General features: G+C 72.8%; 1 protein-coding gene. It reads right to left on the minus strand.

Annotated elements, in window-relative coordinates; translation table 11 throughout:
• The coding region (locus ON39_RS35040) for a type I polyketide synthase (RefSeq protein ID WP_040740608.1) at positions 1 to 6,255 on the minus strand (6,255 nt) is incomplete at both ends.

Raw genomic sequence — 6,255 nt, forward strand, 5'->3', positions numbered from 1 at the left:
CTGTTGCCGCGCACCGCGAGTTCCGGCTCGCCCATCGCGGCGAGCACCGGGACGAGTCGCGCGGGCGTCCAATCCTGGTGCGCGTCCACGAGAATGAACCGGCCGGGATTCTCCTGCTCCGCCGAGCGAACCAGACCCCAGATCGGTGCCTGGCTCAGTTCGGGAGTCTCACCGTCCAGTGCGACGGCGCCCTCGGTGATCACCATGAGCCGGGAGTGCGTCAGCCGCTCGTCCGCGAGCCATGCGCGCACCACGTCGAGCACGTCGGCGAGCACCGACCGCACGGCGGCCGGGACCTCCGGACCGGGCACCGCCGGGCAGGCGAACAGCACGAGCTCGGGCACCGCGGCACCGGTGTCGAGTGCGGCGGACAGCGCCGCGAGATCGGCGAACACGGGCACGGCCGCGTCGATATCGCCGAACCTGTTGCCCAGCACCGTCATCGGCGGCGCGGCGGCGGTGCTCGCGGTGCCGCGCGGCAGCTCGCTCCAGCCGATCCGGTAGATCGAGTCGCGCTGCCTGCTGCCCACCGAGGCGGCCGCCGCGGCGGCGACCCGGTCCGGGGTCACCGCCCGGACCACCAGCGACCGCACCGTCGCGACCGGTGTGCCTGCCGCGTCGGACAGGTCCAGCCGGACCGCGTCGGAGCCGACCGCCGAATCCGAACTCACCCAGGCGATTCGGGCCCGCAGCCCGGCCGCGCCGCCGGCGTGCAGGCGCACCCCGGCCCAGGAGAACGGCAGCTGGGACGCGCCGACGTCCTGCGGTGTGCGGCCGTTCAGGAAGTCGGTCGCGCTCAGCGCGGCGTCGAGTAGCGACGGGTGCACGCCGAACCGGGCGGCCTCGGCGCGCGCCTCGTCCGGCAGCGCCACCTCGGCGAAGATCTCGGTGCCGCGCCGCCACACCGCGCGCAGACCGCGGAACATCGGGCCGTAGTGGTAGCCCTCCGAGGTCAGGTAGTCATAGACCTCGCTGATGTCGACGGGTTCGGCCGCGGCGGGCGGCCATTCGCGGTAGCCGACGTCCGCCGGTTCCGAGTCCGGTTCGGCGCGAAGGAAACCCGAGACGTGCCGGGTCCACGGCACATAGGCGGGCGCGTCCTCGACCCGCGAATAGATGGCCAGGGTCCGGCGCCGCTCGGGATCGGCCGCGCCGACCACCACCTGAATCGCGGTGCCCCGGCGCTCCGGCAGCGGCATGAGCGCCTCGATGACCAGCTCCTCGATGACCTCGCAGCCGACCTCCGCGCCCGCCCGCAGCGCGAGCTCGACGTAGCCGGTGCCGGGCAGCAGCACCGTGCCGAGCACATTGTGATCGGCCAGCCACGGATGGGTGTCCAGCGACAGCCGCCCGGTCAGCACCGCGCCGTCGCCCTCCGGCGAGACGACGACCGCGCTCAGCAGGGGGTGCCCGGCGGCGGCCTGCCCGACGCCGGTCGCGTCGGCGGGCGGTGCGGTCGGCAGTTCGAGCCAGAAGCGCTGGCGGGCAAAGGGATACGTCGGCAGGTCGACCCGCGTGGGCTGGGCGGGCGCGAAGAACCGCGCCCAGTCGACCTCGGCCCCGTCGAGGTACATCGCGCACACCGCCTCCAACAGCACCTCGGGTTCGGGGCGGTTACGCCGCGTGAGGCCGACGACGAGCTGCTCGGTGTCGTCCAGGCATCCCTCGACCGATCCGGTGAGCACGCTGTCCGGGCCGATCTCCACGAACCGGGTCACGCCCTGTGTGCGCGCCTCCCGAACGCCGTCGGCGAACCGAACCGCCTCTCGCACATGCCGAACCCAGTACTCCGGCGTGGCCGGGTCGTGCGGTCCACCGCCGAGCGTCGAGACGATCGGGATGACGGGCGCACGGAGGGAGACGGTTTCGGCGACGCGACGGAACTCGGCGAGGATCGGTTCGACCAGCGGCGAATGGAACGCGTGCGACACCCGCAGTGCGGTGACCCGGCGGCCCTGCGCACGGAGCGTGTCCGCGATCCGTGCCACATCGTCCCGCGCGCCCGAAACCACCACGGAGCCGGGCTCATTGACCGCGGCGATCCCCGTTGCGGCGGTGAGCAGCGGTACCACCTCGGCCTCGGTCGCGCGCACGGCGACCATGGCGCCGCCCGGCGGCAACGACTGCATCAACCGGCCGCGCGCCGCGACCAGCGTCACCGCGTCGAACAGCGAGAGCACCCCGGCCACGTGGGCGGCGGCCAGTTCGCCGATCGAGTGCCCGAGCAGCACATCGGGGACCAGGCCCCAGGACTCGAGCAATCGATACTGCGCGACTTCGTTAGCGAACAGCGCGCATTGGGTGTAGGCGGTCTCGCTCAGCAGTCGCGCGTCCGCCGATTCCGCCGGGGCGAACATGATCTCGCGCAGCGGGCGTTCCAGTTCTGCGTCGAACCGGGCGCACACGTCGTCGAGCACCTCGGCGAACACGGGATAGGCGGCGTAGAGCTCGCGCCCCATCCCGGACCGCTGGGCGCCCTGACCGGAGAACAGGAATGCCGTACGCCCACCGGTTTTCGCCACGCCGGACAACACCGGCCCGTCCGCCGCCTGCTCGGTGGCCAGAAGCACCGACCGGTACTCGAATCGGGTTCGCGTGGTGGCGAGCGAGAACGCGGTATCCACCAGATCCGGACCCGTCGCCAGGTGCGCGCGCAGCAGCTCCGTCTGTTCCCGCAGCCCCTCTTCGGTGCGCGCCGACACCAACAGTGGCACCGTCGCCGGCCTGTGCCGCGCCGGATCACGCGGCGGCACAGGCGCTTCGGGCACCTGCTCGAGGATCACGTGCGCATTGGTGCCGCTGAGACCGAACGAGGACACCCCGGCCCGCCGCGGGCGGCCGTCCACCGCCCAGTCGACCGGCTCGGTCAGCAGGCGAACAGCGCCCTCGGTCCAATCGACCTGCCTGCTCGGCTCATCGACGTGCAGTGTCTTCGGCAGGATCCCGTGCCGCATGGCCAGCACCATCTTGATCACGCCGCTCACTCCGGCGGCGGCCTGGGCGTGGCCGATGTTCGACTTGATGGAGCCGAGCCACAGCGGCCGATCCGCCTGTCGCCCTTGGCCATACGTGGCCAGCAGCGCCTGCGCCTCGATGGGATCGCCGAGCGTCGTGCCGGTCCCGTGGCCGTCCACCGCGTCGATGTCGGCGGGTTCGAGGCCGGCCGCGGCGAGGGCCTGCCGAATTACCCGTTGCTGCGAGGGGCCGTTCGGCGCGGTCAGGCCGTTCGAGGCGCCGTCGGAGTTGATCGCGCTGCCGCGGACGACGGCCAGCACCGGATGTCCGTGGGCGACGGCGTCGGACAGCCGCTCCACCAGCAGCAGCCCCACGCCCTCGGCCCAGCCGGTCCCGTCCGCGGCCTCGGCGAACGCCTTGCACCTGCCGTCCGGCGCGAGGCCGCGCTGCCTGCTGAAGTCGACGAAGATGTCCGGCGTCGGCATCACCGTCACGCCGCCGGCCAACGCCATGGTGATCTCGCCCGCGCGCAGCGCCTGACACGCCATGTGCAGAGCGACCAGGGACGACGAGCAGGCCGTGTCGACGCTCACCGCCGGGCCCTCCAGGCCGAGGCTGTAGGCCACCCGGCCGGAGGCGATGCTGCCCGCGCTGCCGTTGCCGAGGTAACCGGCGAGTTCGTCGGGCGCCTGCCCCGGCCGAGTTCCGTAGTCGTGGTACATGATTCCGGCGTAGACGCCGGTTCGCGTGCCGCGCATGGACGCCGGGTCGATGCCCGCCCGCTCGAACGCCTCCCACGAGGCTTGCAGCAGCAGCCGCTGCTGCGGGTCCATCGCCATCGCCTCGCGCGGCATGATGCCGAAGAACTCGGGGTCGAATTCCGCTGCGTCGTAGAGGAATCCGCCGTTGCTGACGTAGGACTTCCCGGGTGTTCCCGGGGCGGGGTCATAGAGCGCGTCGACGTCCCAGCCGCGGTCGTCCGGAAAGTCGGCGACCGCGTCGCGTCCCTCGATGACCAACTGCCACAGCTGTTCCGGCGTGCGCACGCCGCCGGGGAACCGGCAGCTGATCGCGACGATCGCGATGGGCTCGTCGGCGGCGCGCGTGGTCGGCACTGCGGGCGTGACGGTCTCGGCCGTGTCCCCGGTGAACCGTGCCGCGAGGAACGCGGCCACCGCCTGCGCGTTCGGGTGATCGAAGACCAGCGTGGCGGGCAGCGGCAGGCCGGTCGCCGTGCCGAGCAGGTTGCGCAGCTCCACCCCGGCGAGGGAGTCGAAGCCGAGGTCACGGAAGGCGCGGTCCGGCTCGACCGCTTCGGGGCCCGAGTGTCCGAGAACCGTTGCGGCATGGGCGCGGACGAGGTCGAGCAGGCGGCGCTGCCGCTCCGCCGGGGACAGTCTGGACAGGTCGCCGCGCACCGAACCCGTCGCTGCGGACGGACGTCCGGGCGCTCGGCCCAGGCCGCGCAGGAGGGCCGGAACGCTGTCTTGTCGTGCGCGCAGGGCGCTTTGGTCGATCCGCAGCGGCGCGACGACGGCCGTGTCCGCGGCGAGTGCGGCGTCGAACAAGGCCAGCCCGTCGTCGACGGTGATCGCGGGCAGGCCGAGTCTGCGCATTCGGTCCAGGTCGGCCTCGGTGAGTTCGCCGCCGAGTCCGGTGTTCACCGCCCACATGCCGAACGGCAGCGCGGTGGCGGGCAAGCCGTGGCGGCGTCGGTGCTCGGCGAGGGCGTCCAGGAAGACGTTCGCGGCGGCGTAGTCACCCTGCCCTGACGCGAGCACCAGGCCGCCCGCCGACGAGAACAGCACGAACGCCTCGAGATTCAGCCCGCTGGTCAGCTCGTGCAGGTGCCAAGCGGCATCGACCTTCGGTCGCAGCACCGCGTCGACCCGGTCCGGGTCGAGATTGCCCACGAGTCCGCCGTCCGCCACCCCGGCGGCGTGCACCACGGCCGTCAACGGGTGCGCGTCCGGAATACCCGCGAGCAGGGCCGCGAGCGCGTCACGATCGGCGACGTCGCAGGCGGCGATGTCGACTTCGGCTCCGTGCGAAGCGAATTCGGCCGTCAGCGCGGCCGCGGCTGATGCATCGAGGCCCCGCCGACCGACCAGAAGCAGCCGCCGGACGCCGTGCGTACGCACCAGGTGCCTCGCCAGGATCAGGCCCAGACCACGAGTACCGCCGGTAATCAGCACGGTGCCCGCACCCGTCCACGGCGCACGGCCGGTCCCCCCGGCCAGCCGGGTCAGCCGCGGCATACTCGCGACTCCGTCCCGCAACGCGAGTTCCGGCTCGCCGGACTCCAGTGCCGCGGCCAAGGCCGCCTCCGACTTCGCCGACCCATCCACATCGACCAGCACGAACCGGCCCGGATTCTCCGCCTCCGCCGCACGCACCAGCCCCCACACCGGCGATTGCCCGGGATCGACATCATCACCGGACGCGACCGCCACCGCATTCCTTGTCACGACCGCCAGGCGAATGGCCCCGCCCGCCAGCACATCCTGAATCAGATCGAGAGCCTGCCTCGTCACCGCATGCGCCGCCGCAGGCACGTCCACCCGCGCCGATTCCAACCGCACGACCCGCAGCCCCGCCGCCTCGTCCCCCAGGCCAGCCACCGCCGCGGCCTGCCGCACGGCCACCGCCTCGCCCAGTTTCGCGGAGGGCACTGGCAGCCAGCTCACCCCGTACAGCGCGTCGGCGGCGCGATCTGGCGTGCCGATGCGGTCGGGTGAGACCGGGCGCGAAACCAGTTGTCGCACAGTCGCGATGGGTCGGCCGTTGGGGTCCGCGACGAAGATGGCGGATACCTCGTCGCCGCGGATCCTGTGCAGGTGTACGCGCACCGTGGCCGCACCGGTCGCGTGCAGGGTGACGTCGCTCCAGGAGAATGGGAGCAGGGTGTCGCCTGTGGCCGCGCCGGATTCGTCGAGTAGGTCCGCGTGCATCGCCGCGTCGAGCACGGCGGGGTGCAGGAGGTAGCGGGCCGCGTCCGTCGTTGCCTCGTCGGGCAGCGCTACCTCGGCGAACACATCGTCTCCGCGACGCCAGGCCGCCCGAAGTCCTTGGAAGGTCGGGCCGTAACCGTAGCCGCGGTCGATCAGCCGGTCGTACGCGCCGTCGATCGGAACGGGCGTCGCGCCCGGCGGCGGCCAGTCGGTGAGGTCGAACGCCGGTTCCGGCGCATCCGGCGCGAGCAGGCCCGCGCCGTGGCGCACCCACGGCAGTTCGGGGTCGTCGCCGCGGGAGTGGATGCGCAGCGGGCGCGCGCCCGCCTCGTCCGGCGCGCCGACCACC

This window comes from Nocardia tenerifensis NBRC 101015 (assembly GCF_000308715.1).
Taxonomy (GTDB): Bacteria; Actinomycetota; Actinomycetes; order Mycobacteriales; family Mycobacteriaceae; genus Nocardia; species Nocardia tenerifensis.